Below are 18511 nucleotides of genomic sequence, written 5' to 3' on the forward strand. Positions count from 1 at the left end.
CTGTCCACAATGGAATTTCTGGGGCATACCTGGGGCATATCGTGATCGGTCGTAACCGGTACGCACCGGCTCTGACCAGCCCAAATGCCCGAGACGACCGAAGGGGTGCTGCGCGGCCCCGATCAGGCCCCGCAGCACCCCTCGGTACGCCTCTTGGCCGGTGATGCGTCGCGTCAGCTGGAGTGGTTCGCCCACCACGCCTGGCCGGCTTCGGGAAGGGTGGTGATCGGGTCGTAGTAGGGGTAGCGCCGCTGCAGCGCCTCGCCCCGATCCTCCGCGTCAGCCTTGTCGACGCTGGTCAGGTAGTTCTTGGTCCAGTACGAGATCCCCAGCTCGCGGTCGTACTCGGCGAGCTGGTGCACCCATCGCTTCCCGACGTAGGGCACGTCGCACACGATCCGCGGGGTCGCGTACCCCGGCAGGTACCCCATGATCGCGTGCTGCAGCTCCTGCGCCTCCCACACGGCCACGCGCCAGTGCTCGGCGTTCGGGATCATGTCGCACATGTAGAAGTAGTACGGCAGGATGTTCGCCTCGCCCTGCAGCGCGAAGCACAGGTCCAGCAGCGCCGCCGGGGTCGCGTTCACCCCGCGCATCAGCACACCCTGGTTGCGCACGTCGCGGACACCCACGTTCAGCGCCGTCTGGGCCGCCTCGGCCACCAGTGGCGTCACCGACTGGGCGTGGTTGACGTGGGTGTGGATCGCCAGGTTGACCCCCCGCCGCTGGGCGGTGACCGCGACGCGCTCGAGGCCTTCGACGACCTTCGGCTGGATCCAGTGCTGCGGCAGCGCCGCCAGTGCCTTCGTCGCCAGGCGGATGTCGCGGACCGTGTCGATGTCCATCAGGCGCATCAGGAACGACTCCAGCTGCGGCCACGGCACGTTGGCGACGTCGCCGCCGGAGACCACCACGTCGCGCACACCCGGGGTCTTCTTCAGGTACGCGATCATCGCGTCCTGGCGGTCGACCGGCTTGAGCGTCAGCTTGTGCTTTTCGACCGTCTCCGTCGAATTGCCGACCAGGTCCATGCGGGTGCAGTGGCCGCAGTACTGCGGGCAGGTCGAGATCATCTCGGCCAGCACCTTGGTCGGGTAGCGGTGGGTCAACCCCTCGACGACCCACATCTCGGCCTCGTGCAGCGAGTCGCGCTCGGAGTGCGGGTGGCTCGCCCACACCGAGTCACGGTCGCTGCGCACCGGCAGCATGTAGCGGCGGATCGGGTCGGCGTAGAACGCCTCGGTGACCTTCGCCGGGTCGGTGCCCGCCGTCGGCGCCATCGTGTTGAGCATCTGCGGCGGCAGCAGCATCGACATCGTCGCCATCTCGCGCTGGTCGGCGAGCAGGTCGTCGTAGAAGCGCTCCTCCAGCAGGTCGCCCATCAGGGCGCGCAGCTGCTTGACGTTGCGGACGCAGTGCACGCGCTGCCACTGCGCGTCGCGCCACTCGGCCTCGGTCACGTCGTGCCAGCCCGGGAAGCGGCGCCAGTCGGGTTCCACCAGCTCGGCGCGGGCGTACTCGTAGGGCTGGTCATAGGCGGCGGCAGGCGTCACAGGTTCCTGGATCGCAGTCACTTGTACTCCTAGTCGTCGGGAACGCGTAAAAATATCCTGTCATAACGCTCTCACAGAGTAAATCTTCCTGCCTGCTGGCGGATCTTCCCCCAGGTGGCGGAGGGGCCCGGCCGGGGAGGCAGACTCAAGGGCGTGACGGACGAACACACGACGCTCCTGCTCGGCGGGCGCGTCTACACCCCCGCCGGCCCGGACGCCACGGCCATGGCGGTCACCGGCGGCACCGTGGTCTGGATCGGCCAGGACGCCCCGGCCCGCGCCCTGCACCCGGACGCGGAGATCGTCGACCTCGACGGCGCCTTCGTCGCCCCCGCCTTCGTCGACGCGCACGTTCACGCCACCGCCACCGGCCTGCACCTGACCGGCCTCGACCTCACCGGCGTCCACAGCGGCGCCGAGCTGCTGGCCCGCGTGCGCGACGCCGTCGTCCCCGGCCAGGTCCTGCTCGCCCACGGCTGGGACGAGAGCGGCTGGACCGACTCGCGGCTGCCCAGCCGCGCCGAGCTCGACGCCGCCGCCGAGGGCACGCCCGTCTACCTCAGCCGCGTCGACGTCCACTCCGCGCTGGTCTCCACCGCGCTGGTCGAGCTGGCGCCGGCCGCCCGCGACGCCGACGGCTGGTCACCCGACGGCCCGCTGACCCGCGGCGCGCACCACGCCGTCCGCGCCGCGGTGCGCGCCGCCATCACCCCGGAGCAGCGTGACCGCGCCCAGCGGGCCTTCCTCGCCGAGGCCTCGAAGCAGGGGATCGTCAGCGTCCACGAATGCGCCGGCCCCGACATCTCCGGCCGCGACGACCTCGCCGCCCTGTTCGCCCTCGCCGGCCCCGCCACGCCCGAGGTCGTCGGCTACTGGGGTGAACTCGGCGCCGTCGAGACCGCCACGGCGCTCGGGGCTCGCGGCCTGGCCGGCGACCTGTTCGTCGACGGCGCCCTCGGCTCCCACACCGCCGCCCTGACGCGGCCCTATGCCGACCACCCGAGCGAAGGCACGCTCTACCTCGACGCCCACCGCATCGCCGAACACCTGGCCGCCTGCACCGAAGCCGGGCTGCAGGCCGGGTTCCACGTCATCGGCGACGCCGCCGTCGCCGAAGTCGTCGAAGGCTTCCGGCTGGCCGAGAAGGAGGTCGGGCAGCGCGCGCTCGCGGCCCGTCACCACCGCCTCGAGCACCTGGAGATGGTCACCGCCGAGCAGGCCAAGCTGCTGGCCGGCTGGGGCGTCGTCGCGTCGATGCAGCCGCTGTTCGACGCGCTGTGGGGCGGCACCGAAGGCATGTACGCCGAACGTCTGGGCGCGGACCGTGCGGCCGGGCTCAACCCCTTCGCGACGCTGGCCGCCGAAGGCGTCCTGCTGGCCTTCGGCTCCGACGCGCCCGTCACGCCGCTGGATCCGTGGGCGAGCGTCCGCGCGGCCGCCTACCACCGGACCCCGGGCGCCGGTCTGTCGCCGCGCGCGGCGTTCACCGCTCACACCCGCGCCGGGCACCGGGCCGCCGGGGTCAACGACGGCGTCACCGGCAGCCTCGTCCCCGGCGCGCCGGCGCACTACGCGATCTGGGACGCCACCGACCTCGTCGTGGCCACCCCGGACAGCCGCGTGCAGCGCTGGTCCACCGATCCGCGCGCCGGCGTGCCGCCCCTGCCCCGGCTGGAACCGGATGCCGCTCTCCCGCGCTGCCTGCGCACGGTCCGCGCGGGTGCGGTCCTCCACGACGCGATCTCCTAGAGTTGGCACCCGTGGCAGTCACCGTGGCCGACCCCGAACCGGGCGCCTCGCACCAACCTTCGCGAACCCGGCGGTTCCCGCGCGCCTGGGCGCTGCGCCTGGCCGCGGCGCTGGTGTCCGGTTTCGCCTACTACCTGAGCTTCGCCCCGCGCCCGCTGTGGTGGCTGGCGCCGCTGGCCTTCGCCGGGTTCGCGCTCGTGCTGCGCGGCCGGACCTTCCGCGGCGCGTTCGGCTACGGCTTCGCGTTCGGGTTCGTGTTCTTCCTGCCGCTGCTGACGTGGCTGCTGGACTTCCTGGGCCCGGACTTCGGGCCGTGGCCGTGGCTGGGCCTGTCGTTCGCGCTGGCGCTCTACTACGGTCTCGCGGGCGGTCTCATCACGTGGGTCTCGCGCCTGCCCGCCGCGCCGCTGTGGGCCGCGCTGGTGTTCATCGCGCTGGAGACCCCGCGCGCGTGGTTCCCCTTCGGCGGCTTCCCGTGGGGCCGGGTCGCGTTCAGCCAGCCCGAAGGCGCGTTCCTGCCGCTGGCCTCGATCGGCGGCGCGCCACTGGTCGGTCTCGCCGTCGTCCTCAGCGGCTTCTGCCTCGCCGCGCTCGCCGCGCGCCTGTGGGAGACGCGCAAGGCGACCCGTCCGGCCGTCTTCGCCGCCCTCGGCACCCTCTTGCCCGTCGTGGCGGGCCTGGCGCTGTGGCCGGCGATCGGCACCGGCGCCCAGGACGGCGAGCGGACCATCGCGACCGTGCAGGGCAACGCCCCGGACATCGGGCTGGCGCTACAAGGCGAGCGCGCGCTGCTGCGCCGCAACACCATCGCCGAAAGCCAACGGCTGCTCGACGCCATCCGCGCCGGAACGCTGCCGAAGCCGGACCTGCTGCTGTGGCCGGAGAGCGCGACGACCGTCACCGGGCCCGACCCGCAGGTCGACCAGCTCGTGGCCGACTTCGGCGTGCCCGCCCTGATCGGCGCGCTCTACCAGCTCCCGGACGGCCACCTGCAGAACTCCGTGATCGCCTGGGACCCGAACTCCGGGCCGGGGCCGCGCTACGCGAAGCAGCAGCTGGTGCCTTTCGGCGAGTACGTGCCGGCCCGCAAGGTCGCCGAGCTCGTCACGCCGTTCCTGGACTCCGAAACCGTCGACATGGTCCCCGGGGACGGCACGAACCAGGCCATGGCCGTCGCGGGCACCAAGGTCGGCGTGTTCGTCTGCTACGAGGCCGCGTTCGACTACCCGGGCCGCGACGCCGTGCGCGACGGCGCCGAGGTGCTCGTGGTACCGACCAACAACGCCTGGTACGGCGAGAGCGAAATGAGCGTCCAGCAGCTGGCCATGTCGCGGCTGCGGGCGGTCGAGCACGGCCGCGCCGTCGTGGTGTCCGCCGTCTCAGGAGTGAGCGCGATCGTCGCCCCCGACGGGACGGTTACCAGCTCAACGGGCCTTTTCACCGCCGATTCCCTGGTCGGGCGCGTCCCGTTGCGGACGCAGACTACGCTGTCGGATCGACTCGGTGCGTGGACGGAGTACGGGCTGCTGGCACTGGCGATCGCCGGGGTGGCCGGCGGGCTCGTGCTCCGTTTTCGCACCCGGCGCGGCAGCGCCGGCACGGCAGGGGAAGCGGCGGACTGACCGTCGCGGATATCGGAGGAGCACGGATGTCGCAGGCGCCGCGGGGGGCCCGGGAAATCGAGCCGGTGCTGGTGGTGATCCCGACGTACAACGAGCGGGAGAACCTCGGCCCGATCCTGGATCGCCTGCACAAGGTACTCCCGGACGTGCACGTGCTCGTGGTGGACGACGGCAGCCCGGACGGCACCGGCGAGCTGGCCGACGAGCGCGCGGCCGCCAACGACCACGTCCACGTGCTGCACCGCACGGAGAAGGCCGGCCTCGGCGCCGCCTACATCGCCGGCTTCCGCTGGGGCCTGGCGCGGGAGTACAACACGATCGTCGAGATGGACGCCGACGGCTCGCACGCGCCGGAGGACCTGCCGCGGCTGCTGGACGCCGTCGGCGACGCCGACCTGGCCATCGGGTCGCGGTACGTGCCGGGCGGGGCGGTGGTGAACTGGCCGCTCAACCGCCAGGTGCTCTCGCGCGGCGCCAACATCTACTCGCAGATCGCGCTGGGCATGCGCACCCGCGACATCACCGCGGGTTTCCGGGCCTACCGCCGCCCGGTGCTGGAGAAGCTGGCGCTGGACGAGGTCAACTCGCACGGCTACTGCTTCCAGATCGACCTGACCATCCGCACGGCCGACGCCGGGTTCGAGATCGTCGAGGTGCCGATCACCTTCACCGAGCGCGAGATCGGCGAGTCGAAGATGAGCGGCTCGATCATCCGCGAGGCGTTCCTGCGGGTGGCCACGTGGGGCGCGGAGCGGCGCTGGCAGCAGCTGCGCCGGCTGGTCAAGCGCCGCTGAGCCGCGCGGTCCCGTTCGGCGCTCATGCCGATTTCGCCCGTCCTCGGCCATCATGGGGCCGATGACGACCATCGTGGCCTTCCACGCGCACGCCGACGACCCCGTGCTGCTGAGCGGCGGCACCCTGGCCCGCGCCGCGGCCGACGGGCACCGGGTGGTGGTCGTCGTGGCCACCGACGGCATGTCCGCGGAGCACCCGACCCCGCGGTGGGCCGAGCTGGAGGCGAGCGCGGCCATCCTGGGCGTCCGGCGCGTCGTGCACCTCGGGTACGCCGACAGCGGGCACGGGCCGCAGCTGTACGCGGATCCGCCCGGACGGCAGCGCTTCGCCCGCGCTGACACCGAGGAAGCCGCGCACCGGCTCGCGGCCATCCTGCACGAGGAGCGCGCCGGCCTGCTGCTCGGTTACGACGCCAACGGAGGCTACGGGCACCGCGACCACGTCAAGGTGCACGAAGTCGCGCGGCGGGCGGCCCGGCTGACCGGAACGCGGTTGCTGGAGGCCACGATGCCGCGTGACTTCGCGCGGCGGTTCGTCCGGGTCGTGCGGGCGCTGCGGATCCCGTTCGACTACGACGCCGAAGCGCTCGAGCGGGTCTACAGCCCGGCCGCGTCCGTCACCCACCGGTTCGACGTGCGGCGCTTCGCCGGGCGCAAGCAGGCGGCGCTGGCGGCGCACGTGTCCGACGTCCGCGGCTCGGGGCGGCTCGCGGCGGTGCTGCGCCTGCTGGTGTGGCTGCCGGCGCCGCTGTTCGCGGTGGTGGCGGGCCGGGAGTGGTACGTCGAGGTCACGCGGACAGGATCGGCACCCGCTCTGCAAGTTCCTGCACGTTCTCGGCGTCGGTGATCACGCCGGCGACGTCGGTGAAGGGCAGGACGGCGAACCGCGAGGCCGCGCCGATCTTCTCGGCGCTGGCCAGGACGAACGTGTCGGCCGCGCGCCGGGCGAGGGTGCGCTTCATCGCGGCTTCCTCGGCGTCGCCGGTGGTGAAACCGGCTTCGGGGTGGACGCCGGTGACGCCGAGGAGGAAGACGTCGGCGCTGATCGCCTGGGCGGCCTCGGCGGCGGCGGCGCCGCAGGTGACCGCGGAGTGCCGGAACAGCAGGCCGCCGAGCAGGAAGACGTCGATGCCCGGGTGTTCGAGGAGGGCGACGGCGACGGTCGGGCTGTGCGTGACGACGGTGGCCTCGAGGTCCCGGGGCAGGGCTTTCGCGACGGCGAGGGTGGTGGTGCCGCCGTCGAGGATGACGGTCGAGCCCGGCTGGACCAGCCCGGCGGCGACCACGGCGACCCGGTCCTTGCCGTCGACGGCGATCTCCGTGCGGCTCGCGTAGTCGGCGACGGCGGGGGAGACGGGCAGTGCGCCGCCGTAGACGCGCTGGCAGAGCCCGGCGGCGGCGAGGTCGCGCAGGTCCCGGCGGATGCTGTCTTCCGAGACGCCCAGCTCGGCCGCGACGTCCTTGGCCAGTACCTTGCCGTCCGCGGCGAGCCGGGCCAGCAGCAGGTCACGACGTTCCCCGACCAACATGCACGATCCTCCTTGTTTCCGCCGAGTCCTGCACATTATGGTCGCGGCATGACCTCTTCGCCAAGCTTGTCCCGCAATCCGCGCGTCCGGGTCCGGGACGTGGAGCTGCTGTCCTCGGCGTGGTACGTGCTGCGGCGCACGACGTTCGACTTCCGGCACCGCGACGGCCGCTGGACGACCGAGCAGCGTGAGACCTACGACCGCGGCAACGGCGCGACGGTGCTGCTGTACGACACGGCCGGCGGCACGGTGCTGCTGACGCGCCAGTTCCGCTACCCGGTCTACGTCAACGACCACCCGGACGGGATGTTCGTGGAAACGGCGGCGGGCCTGCTGGACGCCGACGACCCGGAGACCGCGATCCGCCGGGAGGCGCAGGAGGAGACGGGCGTGCGGATCGGCGCGCTGGAGCACGTGTTCGACGTCTACACGAGCCCGGGCTCGGTGACCGAGCGCCTGCACTGCTACGCGGCGCCCTACGACCCGGCGGACCGGGGAGCGGGCGGCGGGATCGCGGCGGAGGGGGAGGACATCGAAGTGATCGAGCTGCGCTTCGAGGACGCGCTGAAGATGATCGAAACCGGCGAGATCGCCGACGCGAAGACCATCATGCTGCTCCAGTGGGCTGCCCTGCGCGGCCCGTTCCGCACCGATCAGGTTCTCGCGCCCCGCCCGTCCGTACCGGGGAGATCGACCCACAGGAGGCTGGCAGGATGCGGAAACTGATCTTCGGCATGAACCTGACCCTGGACGGCTACATCGCCGCGCCCGGGGACGACATCGGCTGGAGCGGCGCGCCGAGCGAGGAGCTGTTCCGGTTCTGGCTCGACCACGACCTCGCCATGAGCACGGCGCTGTACGGGCGCAAGCTCTGGGAGACCATGAGCTCCTACTGGCCGACCGGCGACCGGCAGCCCGACGCCGGGCCGGCGGAGATCGAGTTCGCGCGCAACTGGCGGGACACGCCAAAGGTGGTGTTCTCCTCGACGGTCGGCGAGGTCGGCTGGAACACCCGGCTGGTCACCGGGGACGCGGTCGCCGAGATCACCCGGCTCAAGGCCGGGGACGGCGGCCCGATGAGCATCGGCGGCGCGACGCTCGCCGGGGCCGCCGTGCGCGCCGGGCTGGTCGACGAGTACGTGCTGGTCACCCACCCGGTCCTGGTGGGCGCCGGCACCCCGTTCTTCACGGCGCTGGACAGCTGGGTGAACCTGAGCCTGGTGGAGACGCGGACGTTCCCCGGCGGCGTGGTGCTGGCCCGGTACGCGACGAGGTGATCACAGCGCCGGGGGCAGGCCCAGCCAGGGTTTGCCCCCGGCGTCGAACCCGGTGAGCTCGGCGATCTTCCCGTCGACGACGTGCAGGAGCGCGACGGCGAAGAGCCGGTGCTCCGGGGCGCCGGGGGTGCGCAGGTACAGCGCGGCGGCCGGCATGCGGTTGACCGTCGTGGTGATACCGCGCCAGTCGTCGTGGCCACGCTGGAAGAGCCCGCCGGAGACCCAGCCGTCCACCGCCTCCTCGGCCGTCGTGGTCACGGTGCCGGGGTCGGGCAGCATCGCGAAGCGCAGGTCGTCGCGCAGCAGGGACGTCAGTCCCTTGAGGTCGTTGCGCTCGTGGGCGTCGGTGTAGGACCTCACCACGGCGCGTTCGTCGCTCGTCAGCTCGTGGGTGGCGGGGCTGCGCCAGTCGAGGCGGCGGCCGGGCAGCTGTTCGCGCACCGTCACGCGCGCCCGCTGCAGGGCGCTGGTCACCGAGGCGACGGTCAGCTCGAGGGCATCGGCGGCCTTCGGCGCCGGCCAGCCGAGGACGTCGCGCAGGATGAACGCCGCCCGTTGCCGCGGCGGCAGGTGCTGGACGGCGACGATGAACGCCAGCTCGATCGTCTCCCGCGCCACCGCCGCTTCCTGCGGGTCCTCGGGGAGCATCCGGTCGGGGTAGGGCTGCAGGTACGGCAGCTCGGAGCCGGGGTCCGGCGGCCCGAACGGCACCGGTGTGCGCTTGTCCAGGAAGTCGAGGCAGGCGTTCGTCGCGATCCGGTACAGCCAGGTCCGCAGGGTGGCGTGGCCCTGGAACGACTCGCGCTTGTGCCACGCCCGCAGGAGCGTCTCCTGCGTCAGGTCCCGGGCGTCCTCGTAGTTCGCGAGCATCCGGTAGCAGTGCACCTGCAGCTCGCGCCGGTGGCGCTCCGCGAGAAGCGCGAACCGCGCCGCGTCGGTCATGGGTCGTCGTTCCTTCCACCGGTGCGAGAGGGGCTGACAGTACCGACGGCGTGGCGGGGGATTCCTGATCGGCGCGGTCGTGGCCGGGCATGCGAAAGGCCCCCGCGGGGGGAGGTCGCGGGGGCCTTTCCGTTGTGGTGGGAGCGGTGGCTACGGGCCGACGCTCAGGGCGTTACGCGGACCGGGAGGTCCGCCGGCCCTTCAGCTCGGCGAGACGTTCGTTCAACAGGTCCTCGAGCTCGGGGATCGTGCGCCGCTCGAGCAGCATGTCCCAGTGGGTGCGCGGCGGCTTGACCTTCTTCTGCTCGGGCTGCCCGCCATCCACGATCTCCGACTCACTGCCGTGCAGGCGGCATTCCCAGACCGTCGGGATCTCGGCGTCGTCGGAGAACGGCACCTCGAACTCGTGGTTCTTCGGGCAGGCGTAGCGCACGGTGCGGCGTGGGGCGAGGTCGTGGTTGCGGTCGGTCTCGTAGCTGACCGCTCCCAGCCGGCTTCCACGAAGAACACGGTCGGCCATGATGGGGTCCTTTCAGTCAGCTCCGGGTGGAGCCAGGGTGATGCTCACCCTATGCAACGACTCGGGGGCCCCGAGGATTCCCGGGCCACCATGTCGTTGCTCACGATGAGCTGCATCACCCCTCGGCATCAGCTTCCTCTAGTAGGAGGCGTTTCGCGCTTCGGCGTGACGTCAATACGGCCTTCTTAGTGCTGATATCCCCCGGATGGGCTACTGGCACCCACGTCAGGTCAACCGTAACTGACCGTGACGACCAGTAACGGGCCCCAAGTCACCCGATCGAAAGTGGCGGCGGCACAATACCTGATAACGCACGGTAGCGTTTTCGGCCTCAAAATCGGCCAAAGCTGAAGATTCAACTACGGATTGTTCGGTATCTGCCACCACAACGGTGTCGCCCTCGCGCACGACCTCGCCGTCCAGCACCCGCGCGTTGAACCGTCCCGGCAGCCCGCACCAGCACAGCACCTCCACCTGAACCGGCTGCAACTCGTCCGCCAGTTCGAACAGACGAGCGGCACCCGGGAACAGCCGGCTCCGGAAGTCCGTCGCGATGCCGAAGCAGTACACGTCGATCTCGACCTCGTCGGCCAGCTCCGCCAGCTGGTCGACCTGCCCGGGGGAGAGGAACTGCGCCTCGTCCACCACCACGTAGTCCACGTGCTGCCCGCGCGCCCACTCCTGCCGCACCAGATCCCGCACGTCGGTGTCCTCGCCGACCTCCACCGCCTGCCGGGTCAACCCGATCCGGCTCGAGATCTGCGGCGCCCCCGACCGGTCGTGGCGCACCAGCACCAGCCCCCGCCGGCCCTGCCGCGCGTGGTTGTGGTCGATCTGCAGCGCCAGCGTCGACTTCCCGCAGTCCATCGGCCCGTAACAGAACTTCAGCCTGCCCACCGGCGGCGTCCCGCGCCGCGACCCGGCCGCGGGAACCGACGACAACGCGTCGGTGGGATCAGGGCCGGTCGGACGGTCGTTCACCAAGGTCACGACGCCCGACCCTATCGGGACCTACAGAACCTCCGGCGGGGTGTTGCCCGCCGCCACGATCGCCCGCCGCACCGGCACCAGCCAGACCAGCACCAACCCCGCCGCGAAGAAGATCACCAGCGCCACGATGGCCAGCCGGAACGACCCCGTCGCCTGCCCGACCCCGGCGAACACCAGCGGCCCCAGCCACGACGTCCCGCGCTCGCCCACGACGTAGAGCGAGTAGTACTGGGCATCCTTGCCCGCCGGGATCATCTGGCTGAACAACGACCGCGACAGCGCGTTCGTTCCCCCGAGCACCAGCCCGATCCCCACCGCCACCGCGAGGAACTGCAGCATCTGCTTCGGCTGCACGAAGTACGCCCCGGCCAGCACCACCACCCACAGCACCAAACTGCCCAGGATCGTCCGCTTCGCCCCGATCCGCCGCGCCACCAGCCCGTGCAGCGTCCCGCCCAGGTACGCCACGAACTGGATCACCAGGATCGTCACGATCAGCACGCTGTTGCCGAAGCCCAGCTCGTCCTTGCCGTACTGCGCCGACACCGTGACCACGGTGTTGATGCCGTCGGTGAAGATCAGGTAGCTGCCCAGGAACGCCAGCGTCAACGGGAACGCCTTCGCCGACACCAGCGTCTGCCGCAGCTCCGCGAAGCCCGCCCGCAACACCGACTTCCCCGGCACGACGTCGACCGGCTCGTGCCGCCGGGGGAGCGCCCGCACCGCCGGGACCGTGAACGCCGCCCACCACAGCCCCGAGGTCAGGAAGCAGATCTGCACCGCCATGCCCTCGCTGACACCGAAGGAGTCGTGCCCGAGGTAGAACCCCAGCTGCAACGCCAGCGCCAGCCCGCCGCCCAGGTACCCGAACGCCCAGCCCTTCGCCGAGATGTCGTCCCGCTCGTCCGGCCCCCCGATGTCCACCAGGAACGAGTAGTAGACGACCAGCGACCCGCCGTACCCGATGTTGGCGACGACGAACAGCACCACACCCAGCTGCCAGTCCGACCCCGCGAAGAAGAACAACGCCGCCGCCGCGGCCGCGCCCAGGAACGCGAACCCGCCCAGGATCCGCCGCTTGTTGTGGCTCCGGTCGGCCACCGCACCCGCGATCGGCAGCACCAGCACCTGCACCACCGTCGCCACCGACAGCAGGTACCCCCACACCGAACCGGCCGGGAAGTGCAACCCGAACAACGTCACGTCGCAGTTGTGCAACGTGTCGGTCTTGCCCGCCGCGTCGACACACGGGCGGTCCCCGTTAAGGGTGAAGTTCGTCTTCGCGTCCGCCGCCGCGATCCCGCTCATCGACAGCGCGCCGAACACCGTCGTCGACGACGAATAGAACGGCGAATTCGCCCAGTCGTAGAAATACCAGCCCCAGCGCTCGCGCTTGGTCGAGCGCGTCCCGGCCAGCGTCATCCACGGCTCCTCGAGGTCGGAAACTTCCAGGTCAGCGCGGAGACTACTGGTCCTTCGCAACGCGAAGGACCCGGCCCGCCCAAACCGTGTCCGCTTTGTCGCTTCACGCCCATCCGCCACTTCCGGGGCAATCACGAACCACCCCGCACGGCGTGTCGCAAACAGAAGTGAACGGTGTTTCATGTGAGACTGAGGCGCGCAGTGTGTCCCTTGTGGTCAGTGGGACACGCTCCTACTGTGCACCGCATGATCCAAAACCGCAGACGCACCGCCGCGAGAGTCCTGCTCCTCGCCCTCACCGCCTTGGGTCTGCAGCTCACCACCCCAGCCGCCGCCTCCGCGGACCCCGCGTCGAGCGCCTGGGCCAAGCTCCGCATGTGCGAATCCAGCGGCCGCTACGCCACCAACACCGGCAACGGCTACTACGGCGCCTACCAGTTCGACCTGCCCACCTGGCGCAGCGTCGGCGGCACCGGCCGCCCCGACCAGGCCGCCCCCGCCGAACAGGACTACCGCGCCCTCTACCTCTACCGCATGCGCGGCTGGCAACCCTGGCAGTGCGCCGGCATGCTCAACCTCGCCGGCGACGCCGACGCCCGCAGCAAACGCGTCCCCACCTACGCCGAAGCCGCCTACATCGGCGGGGGAGGACTCCCCACCCCGCCACCGGGCCCCGGCGGCCCCAAACCCGCCTGGCCCGGCGTCGTCTACTCCTACGGCGACTGCGCCACCCCGCTCAAAACCTTCCAGCTGCGCATGAACGCCTTCGGCTACGGCTTCACCGGCACCGGCTGCTACTACGAAAAGACCCGCACCGCCGTCCTCGACCTCCAACGCGCCAACGGCATCAAGGACAGCGGCCTGCTCGGCCCCAAGACCTGGGACGCCGCCTGGACCGGCAAACCACCCCGCTGACGCCTCACGGCTCCTGGGACTGCTGCCACTTGCCCCGCTCCACCAGCACCTCACGCAGCAGATCCGGCCGGTCCGTCACGATCCCGTGCACCCCCAGGTCCAGCAGCATCCGCATCTCCGCCGGATCATCGATCGTCCACGTGTGCACCTCGACCCCCGAACGCCCGGCGATCGACAGGAACGCCTTGTCCACCACCCGCAACGCCCCCTGCCGCACCGGCACCTGCGCCATCGCCCCCAGCACCAGCCGGCCCAGGGGGAGCAGCGGCAGCTTCCCCCGCGCCCACAACGCGAACGCCGACCGCGGCCCCATCGCCGTCACCAGCTCCGGCCCCGCCAGCTTCCGCAACCGCACCAGCCGCGCGTCCGAAAACGCCGCCGCCGCCACCCGGTCGTGCGCCTTCGTCCGCTCCAGCACCCCCACGAACGGCTCCACCGCCCGATCGGCCTTCACATCGACGTTGAACCGCGCGTTCGGCAGCTCCTCCAGCACGTCCTCGAGCCGCGACAGCGGAGCCTTCCCACCCACCTTCACGTTCTTCAGCTGCGCCCACGTCTGCGCCGCGATCGGACCCGACCCGTCCGTCGTCCGGTCCAGGTTCGCGTCGTGGTGCACCACGACCACCCCGTCCGCCGTCGCGTGCACATCCGTCTCCAGGTACCGGTACCCCTCCTCACACGCCCGCCGGAACGCCGGCAACGAGTTCTCCAGCCCCTCCAGCTCGTCGAGGTGCCACCCCCGGTGCGCGAACGCACGGGGAACCGGATCGGCCAGGTACGGATACGACGCCTGCATCCCCCAAGTGTGCCCTTCCGCCATGACCCCGGCATGAGCAACCGGTGGCCAGCTAGGGTCTCCCGGGTGAGGGAAGCCGCCGAACCGATCCAGCTCGAACCCGCCCCCGCCCGCCGCGGCGCCCCCAAGCACTGCGGCTGGTGCGGCCGCCGCCTGCCCGAAGCGGGCAACGTCGGCCGCCGCCGCCGCTACTGCGGCCAATCCTGCCGCCAGCGCGCCTACGAACGCCGCACCGCACTCCAGCGAAGCGGCCTCCCCGAAGACGCCGTCGTGCTCTCCGACGCCGAAATCGCCGCCCTCCAGGACCGCCTCTTCCAGCTGCGCTGCGCCGCCGAAGACATCGTCACCGCCGCCGACGACGGCGCCGACCCCCGAGAACTCCGGGGACTCGCCCAGGAGATCGCCCACGCCGCCAAGGACCTCGAACAACTCCGCTGACCCCCACGATCAGCCCAAACCGTCCAGCGCCCGGTACGTCCGGTTGCTCGCCGCCGCCGCACGCTGCTCGCGACCCGTCGCCTCGATGTAGTTCTGGCTCGTCGCCAAACTCGCATGCCCCAGCAACGCCATGATCTCCGAAGCCGACGCCCCGTCCTCCGCCAACCGCGTCGCGAACGTGTGCCGCAGCGCGTGCAGATTCGCCCCCACCGGCACCCGGTCGTGCAACCCCGCACCCCGGTAACACGACTTCACCAGGTACTCCAGCGCACCCCGCCCGATCGGCTCACCCGACCGGTCCAGCAGCAACGGCGAACCAGGGGAGAACCGCACACTCGGGAACCGCACCCGGCACGACTCCCGGTACCGCTCGATCAGCTCCGCCAGCACCGGCTGCACCGGGATCGACCGGTCCCGGCTGCCCTTCCCCTTCACGTGCAACCGGAGCTCACCCGCGCGCCCCACCAGCGACCGGCCCGTCAGCGCCCGCATTTCCGCCGCCCGCAACCCCGCCACCAGCCCCAGCGCGATCACCAGCACGTCCCGCTCCGGCCACGGATCCCGCGCCCGCCGCGAACCCGCGGCCGCCGCCGACAGCAGCTGCTCCGGGGTTTCCTCACCCCGCAACGGTTTCGGCGTCAACGCCGGCGTCCGCGGCCGCGCCACCGCCCCCATCGGATTGCCCTCCAGCAGCCCGTCCGCCACGCAGAACGTCAGGAACTGGTTCCACGTCGACCACGCGCGCAGGACCGAGCTCTTCGCGTGCCCGTCGGCGAACACGCCGAACACCGCCCGCAGCGCCGGCCCGGTGAGGTCGGCGACATCCAGGTCTTCGGCCGGGCGCCCCAGTTCCGAAACCAGGAGAGTGGTGATCCCGGCGAGGTCCCGGCGGTAGGCGTCGGTGGTGTGCGGAGAGTCCTTGCGGGGCCGGCGGGCCGCGAAGAAGGCTTGCTGGGCCTCGGAAACCTTCATGTGGATCTTGTACCGCACACCACCGACAGTTTCGGCCGCCGGGTCACTCTCCCCATTTCATGCATAATTGCCATTATGCATGAAATGCCGGTTTGGCCCGGATCGGGCCCTTGGGGGATCCGGGACTCTCTCCGCGACGATTCCGGCCGCCGAGACACCCCTTGATGCGCGCAGCGGGGATGCGCACAGGTGTTCGATAACCTGCAGCTGGACCGCCGGCCTGGGAAAGCTGGGTATCCAGGGAGACCTCGGCGGGCCGCCACGTGAGCGTCACCGGCGGGCTTCGCAACGCCGGATCGGTCACCATAGTTTCGTCACCGTGACGTTTTGAGGTCGGGTGGTCCGACGTCGGCTCAACGGCTCCGAGGGGGTGCTCCTGCGGCCTTCTCGTGGCCTTCAGGGGAATCTCTGGTGCTCTCGAGGGACTGGAGGGACGGACGGCTCGCCGGAAACCTGAGGAGAAGCCGTCCTGACGAAGTGAACGTGTCTCCTGCATTTCCCGCCCTCGGCACCCCTCCCGGCTCGGCGTCCCAGCGTGTCCTCAAGTGCCGATAATGTACATTATGTCAAGTAACGTCAGTGCCAGTCGCTGATCATCACGTCCCGCGGTGCCGGGGCGCCTTCCCCGGTCTCCAGCAGCCGCTTCAGGCTCATCAGGTAGATCGCCCACTTGGTGCTGCAGTGGTGCATGAACTCGACGGCCTCGCGCCAGCCCTCGTGCTTGAACAAGACGATCGTGTAGTCGTCGCGCTGCTCGATGTCCCAGCGGATCGTCGTGCCGATCCACTCCGGCGGTCCGTCGACGACCTCCCAGCGGACGAGTCTGCCCGGATCGAGTTCGAGGACCTTCATGTCGAAGCCGCCCGGGATGAAGCGAAAGGCGATGACGCCACCGGGTGCGGTCTCCCCCTCGGTCTTTTCCGTCCACCAGCCGGCGAGGCCGTCGATCGTGGTGAGTGCGTCGTAGACCTTCTCCGGCGTGGCGTTGTGGACGCCGATGCGGTGCAGGATGTCCATTTCTACTGCTCCTTCTTCTTCCGTTCGATGGTTTCGGCGATGCGCTTGACGCGCTGCAGGCGGGCGTCCCAGGTCTTGCCGACGTCGGCGAGCTGGGCGGCGGCGCGGGCGAGCTGGGTTTCGTCGACGCGGAACTGTTTTTCGCGTCCTTCGGGCCGGGCGTGGACGAGGCCGGCGCGGTCGAGGACGGCGAGGTGCTTGGCAACGGCCTGGCGGGTGACCGGGAGGTGTTCGCTGAGGGTGGTGGCCGTTCCCCCGCCGGCGCTGAGCAGCAGGTCGAGCAGGCGGCGGCGGGTGGGGTCGCCGATGGCGGACCAGAGGTCGTCGTCGACGGCGGTGCTCACCGTGCGGCTCCGGCCTTGGCGGCGCAGGCGGGGATGCGGGGCAGGAAGTGGTCCCAGCCGCTGACGTGGTCGGCGTATTCGGCGGCGATCTTGGCTTCGTCCCAGCCGCGTTCGCGGAAGCCGGTTTCGGTCATGCGCAGGCGGGTGCCGTTGGCGGTGGGTTCGAGTTCGAAGACGACGAGGAACGAGTTGCCCGGTGCGGCGGTCTCCCCTTCGGCGTGGGTCCAGCGGAAGGAGAAGAGCTTGGGCGGGATGGCGTCGACGACGGTGAAGCCGATCCGGGTGCCGCCGAAGCCGATGTGGCCCGCTCCCCCGGGTTCGACGGGGTAGTCGGCTTCGTCGGTCCACCAGTCGCGGACGTGTTCGGGGTTGCTGACGACGTCGAAGACGATGTCGGGGCTGGCGTCGATGTGGATTTCGCGTTCGAGTGTTCCGTGGTCCATGTCGGCTCCTCGTGCAACGTTTGGTTGCTCGTTACGGTAGCCGCGCCGGCGGCGACGCGCAACCATCGGTTGCTTGAAGGTCTTTCTGGACCCAGGCGACGTCGTGCCACGCGCCGTGTTTCCAGCCGACGCGGCGGTAGACGCCGGCGGGTTCGAAGCCGAGCGCGCGGTGCAGGCCGGCGCTGGCGTCGTTCGGGAGGGTCATGCCGGCGAAGGCGCAGCAGAAGCCTTTCTCCCGCAGGCGTTCGAAGAGGTTTTCGTAGAGGGCGCGGCCGGCGCCGGTGCGGCGGCGGCCGCGTTCGAGGTAGATGCTGGTTTCGCAGGCCCACTGGTAGGCGGCGCGTTCGGCGAAGGGGTGGGCGTAGGCGAAGCCGGCGATGTGGTCGTCGTCTTCGAGGACGAACCAGGCGTGGGCGTGGGCGATGCGGTGGGCCATTTCGGTGGCGGACGGTGGTTCGGTTTCGAAGGAGATCGCGGTGTCGGTGACGTAGGGCGCATAGAGGGCGGCGCAGGCGGCGGCGTCGGCCGGGAGGGCGTCTCGAATCATGGCTCAGATGGTAGCCAATTTGGGTCGTATAGTATCCAGGTTTATGACGGATCCCCTGACCGCTCGCCTGGCGGCCACTGTGCACACGGCTCGTACGTCCCGAGGTCTGTCGGCGGCGGTGCTCGCGGAGCAGTCCGGGGTTTCGCGCGCGATGATCGGCAAGATCGAGCGGGGTGACGTGCAGCCGACGGCCGCGTTGCTGGCGAAGCTGTCGGCGGCGTTGGGCATGACGTTGTCGGAGCTGATCGCGCGCGCGGAGGGTGACGAGCGGCGGCTGGTGCGCGCGGCGGAGCAGCCGGTGTGGGTGGATCCGGACACCGGCTACCGGCGGCGGGCGGTCTCCCCCGCGGGCGGGCGTCCGCTGGAGCTGGTGGAGGTCGAGCTGCCGCCGGGTGCGGAGGTGCCGTTGGCGGCGGGGACGTATGCGTTCCTGCACCAGCAGATCTGGGTGCTGGCGGGGCACTTGCGGTTCCTCGAGGACACGCAGGTGCACGAGCTGGCCGCTGGGGACTGCCTGCAGCTGGGGGCGGCGGCGGACTGCGTGTTCGTGAACCCGGGGCCGCTCCCCTGCCGGTACCTGGTGGCGTTGGTGAAGCGGGCCACCTGAGCGGGTGATCCGGGGTGCCGTGGCGGGCGGTGGC

Annotated in this window: 21 protein-coding genes; 9 read left to right on the forward strand and 12 right to left on the reverse strand. The window is 71.0% G+C overall.

Annotated features, from left to right (window positions below; translation table 11 throughout):
• Positions 1-173: 173 nt before the first annotated feature.
• A complete protein-coding gene (locus tag ACWEVP_RS43040) occupies positions 174-1574 on the reverse strand; it encodes a KamA family radical SAM protein (protein ID WP_452068364.1) in 1401 nt (466 codons plus the stop codon).
• A 132-nt stretch (positions 1575-1706) separates the two neighbouring features.
• Here ACWEVP_RS43040 and ACWEVP_RS43045 point away from each other — a divergent pair, with 132 nt between their 5' ends.
• The 4 genes from ACWEVP_RS43045 to ACWEVP_RS43060 all read left to right on the forward strand — a co-directional run bounded on the left by ACWEVP_RS43045 (position 1707) and on the right by ACWEVP_RS43060 (position 6565).
• Entirely contained in the window at positions 1707-3302 is a 1596-nt protein-coding gene (locus tag ACWEVP_RS43045) for an amidohydrolase (protein ID WP_452068365.1), read from the forward strand.
• Between the two features lie 11 nt (positions 3303-3313).
• A complete protein-coding gene (gene lnt, locus ACWEVP_RS43050) occupies positions 3314-4924 on the forward strand; it encodes an apolipoprotein N-acyltransferase (RefSeq protein WP_452068366.1) in 1611 nt (536 codons plus the stop codon).
• Positions 4925-4950: 26 nt separating this feature from the next.
• Positions 4951-5718, forward strand: a complete 768-nt coding sequence (locus tag ACWEVP_RS43055) for a polyprenol monophosphomannose synthase (RefSeq protein ID WP_452068367.1) — start codon at positions 4951-4953, stop codon at positions 5716-5718.
• Positions 5719-5779: 61 nt separating this feature from the next.
• Positions 5780-6565 carry a PIG-L deacetylase family protein gene (locus ACWEVP_RS43060; RefSeq protein WP_452068368.1) on the forward strand — a complete coding sequence of 262 codons (786 nt, stop codon included), beginning with the start codon at positions 5780-5782 and terminating at the stop codon, positions 6563-6565.
• Here the strand turns inward: ACWEVP_RS43060 and ACWEVP_RS43065 are convergent.
• Positions 6507-7247 (reverse strand): DeoR/GlpR family DNA-binding transcription regulator, encoded by a 741-nt coding sequence (locus ACWEVP_RS43065; protein WP_452068369.1) that lies wholly within the window; start codon positions 7245-7247, stop codon positions 6507-6509. The two genes, ACWEVP_RS43060 and ACWEVP_RS43065, sit on opposite strands and share 59 nt — an antisense overlap.
• A gap of 48 nt (positions 7248-7295) precedes the next feature.
• On the opposite strand from ACWEVP_RS43065, the gene ACWEVP_RS43070 reads away from it, so the two are divergent.
• Both ACWEVP_RS43070 and ACWEVP_RS43075 read left to right on the forward strand, forming a co-directional pair.
• Positions 7296-7973 carry an NUDIX domain-containing protein gene (locus ACWEVP_RS43070; protein WP_452068370.1) on the forward strand — a complete coding sequence of 226 codons (678 nt, stop codon included), beginning with the start codon at positions 7296-7298 and terminating at the stop codon, positions 7971-7973.
• Positions 7961-8524, forward strand: a complete 564-nt coding sequence (locus tag ACWEVP_RS43075) for a dihydrofolate reductase family protein (RefSeq protein ID WP_452068371.1) — start codon at positions 7961-7963, stop codon at positions 8522-8524. The genes ACWEVP_RS43070 and ACWEVP_RS43075 overlap by 13 nt, the downstream gene beginning before the upstream one ends.
• Here ACWEVP_RS43075 and ACWEVP_RS43080 read toward each other — a convergent pair whose 3' ends face one another.
• The 4 genes from ACWEVP_RS43080 to ACWEVP_RS43095 form a co-directional block, all read right to left on the reverse strand.
• A complete protein-coding gene (locus tag ACWEVP_RS43080) occupies positions 8525-9535 on the reverse strand; it encodes an RNA polymerase subunit sigma-70 (RefSeq protein ID WP_452068469.1) in 1011 nt (336 codons plus the stop codon).
• 103 nt (positions 9536-9638) lie between these two features.
• Entirely contained in the window at positions 9639-9986 is a 348-nt protein-coding gene (locus ACWEVP_RS43085) for an RNA polymerase-binding protein RbpA (RefSeq protein WP_003081521.1), read from the reverse strand.
• Positions 9987-10211: 225 nt separating this feature from the next.
• Complete coding sequence (locus ACWEVP_RS43090; RefSeq protein WP_452068470.1) at positions 10212-10883, reverse strand: thymidine kinase; 672 nt, start codon at positions 10881-10883, stop codon at positions 10212-10214.
• A gap of 114 nt (positions 10884-10997) precedes the next feature.
• Positions 10998-12398 carry an MFS transporter gene (locus tag ACWEVP_RS43095; protein WP_452068372.1) on the reverse strand — a complete coding sequence of 467 codons (1401 nt, stop codon included), beginning with the start codon at positions 12396-12398 and terminating at the stop codon, positions 10998-11000.
• A 246-nt stretch (positions 12399-12644) separates the two neighbouring features.
• On the opposite strand from ACWEVP_RS43095, the gene ACWEVP_RS43100 reads away from it, so the two are divergent.
• Positions 12645-13313 (forward strand): transglycosylase family protein, encoded by a 669-nt coding sequence (locus tag ACWEVP_RS43100; protein ID WP_452068373.1) that lies wholly within the window; start codon positions 12645-12647, stop codon positions 13311-13313.
• Positions 13314-13317: 4 nt separating this feature from the next.
• Here the strand turns inward: ACWEVP_RS43100 and ACWEVP_RS43105 are convergent, their stop codons facing one another.
• Positions 13318-14109 carry a glycerophosphodiester phosphodiesterase gene (locus ACWEVP_RS43105; protein ID WP_452068374.1) on the reverse strand — a complete coding sequence of 264 codons (792 nt, stop codon included), beginning with the start codon at positions 14107-14109 and terminating at the stop codon, positions 13318-13320.
• A 66-nt stretch (positions 14110-14175) separates the two neighbouring features.
• Between ACWEVP_RS43105 and ACWEVP_RS43110 the strand changes: the two genes are divergently transcribed.
• Positions 14176-14547, forward strand: a complete 372-nt coding sequence (locus tag ACWEVP_RS43110) for a hypothetical protein (RefSeq protein ID WP_452068375.1) — start codon at positions 14176-14178, stop codon at positions 14545-14547.
• 9 nt (positions 14548-14556) lie between these two features.
• On the opposite strand, the gene ACWEVP_RS43115 is transcribed toward ACWEVP_RS43110, so the two are convergent.
• The 5 genes from ACWEVP_RS43115 to ACWEVP_RS43135 form a co-directional block, all read right to left on the reverse strand.
• Complete coding sequence (locus ACWEVP_RS43115) at positions 14557-15537, reverse strand: tyrosine-type recombinase/integrase (RefSeq protein WP_400873689.1); 981 nt, start codon at positions 15535-15537, stop codon at positions 14557-14559.
• A 558-nt stretch (positions 15538-16095) separates the two neighbouring features.
• Entirely contained in the window at positions 16096-16536 is a 441-nt protein-coding gene (locus ACWEVP_RS43120; protein ID WP_452068376.1) for an SRPBCC family protein, read from the reverse strand.
• Between the two features lie 2 nt (positions 16537-16538).
• Positions 16539-16880 carry an ArsR/SmtB family transcription factor gene (locus ACWEVP_RS43125; protein WP_452068377.1) on the reverse strand — a complete coding sequence of 114 codons (342 nt, stop codon included), beginning with the start codon at positions 16878-16880 and terminating at the stop codon, positions 16539-16541.
• Complete coding sequence (locus tag ACWEVP_RS43130; RefSeq protein ID WP_452068378.1) at positions 16877-17323, reverse strand: SRPBCC domain-containing protein; 447 nt, start codon at positions 17321-17323, stop codon at positions 16877-16879. Before ACWEVP_RS43130 ends, ACWEVP_RS43125 begins: the two co-directional genes overlap by 4 nt.
• Positions 17324-17354: 31 nt before the next feature.
• A complete protein-coding gene (locus ACWEVP_RS43135) occupies positions 17355-17870 on the reverse strand; it encodes an N-acetyltransferase family protein (RefSeq protein ID WP_452068379.1) in 516 nt (171 codons plus the stop codon).
• 43 nt (positions 17871-17913) lie between these two features.
• Between ACWEVP_RS43135 and ACWEVP_RS43140 the strand changes: the two genes are divergently transcribed.
• The gene (locus ACWEVP_RS43140; protein ID WP_452068380.1) at positions 17914-18477 is read left to right on the forward strand and encodes a helix-turn-helix domain-containing protein; all 564 of its coding nucleotides are present in this window, start codon (positions 17914-17916) and stop codon (positions 18475-18477) included.
• Positions 18478-18511 lie beyond the last annotated feature (34 nt).

This window comes from Amycolatopsis sp. NPDC003865 (assembly GCF_053605345.1).

Bases quoted from the DNA above. Each gene is read 5' to 3' on its own strand.
- ACWEVP_RS43055 (WP_452068367.1), top strand. From the start codon at position 4,951: ATGTCGCAGGCGCCGCGGGGGGCCCGGGAAATCGAGCCGGTGCTGGTG.
- ACWEVP_RS43060 (WP_452068368.1), top strand. From the start codon at position 5,780: ATGACGACCATCGTGGCCTTCCACGCGCACGCCGACGACCCCGTGCTG.
- ACWEVP_RS43065 (WP_452068369.1), bottom strand. From the start codon at position 7,247: ATGTTGGTCGGGGAACGTCGTGACCTGCTGCTGGCCCGGCTCGCCGCG.
- ACWEVP_RS43070 (WP_452068370.1), top strand. From the start codon at position 7,296: ATGACCTCTTCGCCAAGCTTGTCCCGCAATCCGCGCGTCCGGGTCCGG.
- ACWEVP_RS43075 (WP_452068371.1), top strand. From the start codon at position 7,961: ATGCGGAAACTGATCTTCGGCATGAACCTGACCCTGGACGGCTACATC.
- ACWEVP_RS43085 (WP_003081521.1), bottom strand. From the start codon at position 9,986: ATGGCCGACCGTGTTCTTCGTGGAAGCCGGCTGGGAGCGGTCAGCTAC.
- ACWEVP_RS43095 (WP_452068372.1), bottom strand. From the start codon at position 12,398: ATGACGCTGGCCGGGACGCGCTCGACCAAGCGCGAGCGCTGGGGCTGG.
- ACWEVP_RS43100 (WP_452068373.1), top strand. From the start codon at position 12,645: ATGATCCAAAACCGCAGACGCACCGCCGCGAGAGTCCTGCTCCTCGCC.
- ACWEVP_RS43105 (WP_452068374.1), bottom strand. From the start codon at position 14,109: ATGCAGGCGTCGTATCCGTACCTGGCCGATCCGGTTCCCCGTGCGTTC.
- ACWEVP_RS43120 (WP_452068376.1), bottom strand. From the start codon at position 16,536: ATGGACATCCTGCACCGCATCGGCGTCCACAACGCCACGCCGGAGAAG.
- ACWEVP_RS43130 (WP_452068378.1), bottom strand. From the start codon at position 17,323: ATGGACCACGGAACACTCGAACGCGAAATCCACATCGACGCCAGCCCC.
- ACWEVP_RS43135 (WP_452068379.1), bottom strand. From the start codon at position 17,870: ATGATTCGAGACGCCCTCCCGGCCGACGCCGCCGCCTGCGCCGCCCTC.
- ACWEVP_RS43140 (WP_452068380.1), top strand. From the start codon at position 17,914: ATGACGGATCCCCTGACCGCTCGCCTGGCGGCCACTGTGCACACGGCT.